Annotated in this window: 2 protein-coding genes and 1 pseudogene; 2 read left to right on the top strand and 1 reads right to left on the bottom strand. The window is 62.1% G+C overall.

What is annotated here, in order from left to right; all coding sequences use genetic code 11:
- Positions 1–285, top strand: a pseudogene (locus ACXRVY_RS25780) (polysaccharide deacetylase family protein); the annotation flags it as partial.
- 67 nt (positions 286–352) lie between these two features.
- Here the strand turns inward: ACXRVY_RS25780 and ACXRVY_RS25785 are convergent.
- Entirely contained in the window at positions 353–1,240 is an 888-nt protein-coding gene (locus tag ACXRVY_RS25785; protein WP_223463156.1) for a LysR family transcriptional regulator, read from the bottom strand.
- Positions 1,241–1,367: 127 nt separating this feature from the next.
- On the opposite strand from ACXRVY_RS25785, the gene ACXRVY_RS25790 reads away from it, so the two are divergent.
- Positions 1,368–2,098: muconate/chloromuconate family cycloisomerase (locus ACXRVY_RS25790; protein ID WP_458238600.1), on the top strand; the 731-nt coding region annotated here is incomplete at its 3' end.

The raw sequence follows: 2,098 nt of genomic DNA on the forward strand, positions 1-2,098 counted from the left end.
CGCGAACGCATTGCCCGCGGCGAATTGCCGGTGGTCGATGGGGTCATTCCGGTGGTGGTGACCTTCCACGACCTCAACCGCTATACCGCCCGGCATACCCGCGAATACCTGCAGATCCTGCTCGACAGCGCCCGGGAGACCGGGGTGAAAACCGCCGACAAGCCGTTTTACGACGATCAGTCCGCGTTGCAGCGCGCGGCCATGGCGCGAACCGTGCGCGACGATTCGCAGCCGGTCGAGTTGCCGGGGTTCTGGAACTGGATCTGGGGCGCAAACGCCCATTAGAAAACGTGCAGATGGGCAACTGCGCGCCCCTGCGGAGCAAGCTCCCTCGCCACAGGTATTTATTGCCTTAAATCGCCGGTGGCAACAGCTCATCAATCATCCGCAAACAATGGTTCAACCCTGGCGACACATCGCCCACCCGTCGGCTGAGAATGATCGGCGAGGTGGCGTTGTCTTCCAGCAATGGCGTRAAACCGATGTCGTCGCGGTGCAGCAATTGCACCGAGGCCGGCACCAGTGTGACCCCGATGCCTGCCCCCACCAGACCGATCGCCGTTTGCAGCTCGTTGGTCCATTGCGCGACGTGGATGCGCACGCCATAGGACTCGAACAGGGCAATCACATGGTCGGCGTAACTCGGCCGTGGGTTGCCGGGGTACAGCACAAAGGGTTCCTTGGCCAGTTCCCGCAGGCTGATGGGACCGGCGAGCAGCGGATGCCCGGCGGGCAGGGCGGCGACCAGGCGGTCTTCGGTGAGCACGGTCTGGACGATGGCCGGGTCGTCGATGCGGATCCGGCCGAAACCGATGTCGATGCGCCCGGCCTTGAGCGCCTGCACCTGTTGCAACGTGGTCATTTCCGACAGCCCCAGCTCGAGCTCCAGTGGCTCACCGCTGCGCAAGCGGCGGATCAGTTCCGGCAGCACGCCGTACAGCGTCGACGGCGCAAAACCGATACCCAGCCAGGTCTTTTCACCCAACCCGATACGCCGCGTGTTGTCGCAGACCTTGTTCAGTTGTTCGAGCAGGGCGGTGGAGTGCTCATGGAAAAACCGCCCGGCGTCGGTCAACTTCAGCGGTCGGCCGCGCTCCAACAGCATCACCCCCAGTTCGTCCTCCAGTTGCTGGATCTGCCGGCTCAGGGGCGGTTGGGCGATGTGCAACAGCTCTGCGGCGCGGGTGAAGTTGAGGGATTGAGCCAATACCTGGAAATAACGCAGGTGACGCAGTTCCATGGAGCCTCCAGATGCTGATCAGTTGCATACCTTTAAGGTATCAAGTCAGACCAATTCTATATTGGCATCGCGAAAAAAGCCGTACGAGAATCGATTCCAGAACTCCAAGAACCTGACGGGTATCGAAATGCTTGCAACAGCCATTGAGTCGATCGAGACGATCATCGTCGATCTGCCGACCATCCGCCCGCACAAGCTGGCGATGCACACCATGCAGAACCAGACCCTGGTGATCATCCGCGTGCGTTGCGCCGACGGCATCGAAGGCATCGGCGAATCCACCACCATCGGTGGCCTGGCCTACGGCAATGAAAGCCCGGACAGCATCAAGACCAACATCGACACGCACTTCGTACCGTTGTTGATGGGCCAGGACAGCGGCAACGTCAATGCCGCCATGTTGCGCCTGGAGCGCAGCATCCGTGGCAACACCTTCGCCAAATCCGGTATCGAAACCGCGCTGCTCGACGCCCAGGGCAAACGCCTCGGCCTGCCGGTCAGCGAATTGCTTGGCGGCCGGGTTCGCGACGCGCTGCCCGTGGCCTGGACCCTGGCCAGCGGCGACACCGCAAAAGACATCGCCGAAGCGGAAAAAATGCTCGACCTGCGCCGCCACCGCATCTTCAAACTGAAGATCGGTGCCGGTGAGGTCAATCGCGATCTGGCCCACGTTATCGCCATCAAAAAAGCCCTGGGTGACCGCGCCAGTGTGCGGGTCGACGTCAACCAGGCATGGGACGAAGCCGTCGCGATTCGTGCCTGCCGGATCCTCGGAACCAACGGCATCGACCTGATCGAACAGCCGATCTCGCGCAACAACCGCGCCGGCATGGCCCGCCTGAATGCCATGAGCCCGGC

The organism is Pseudomonas sp. P5_A2_2 (genome assembly GCF_054177685.1).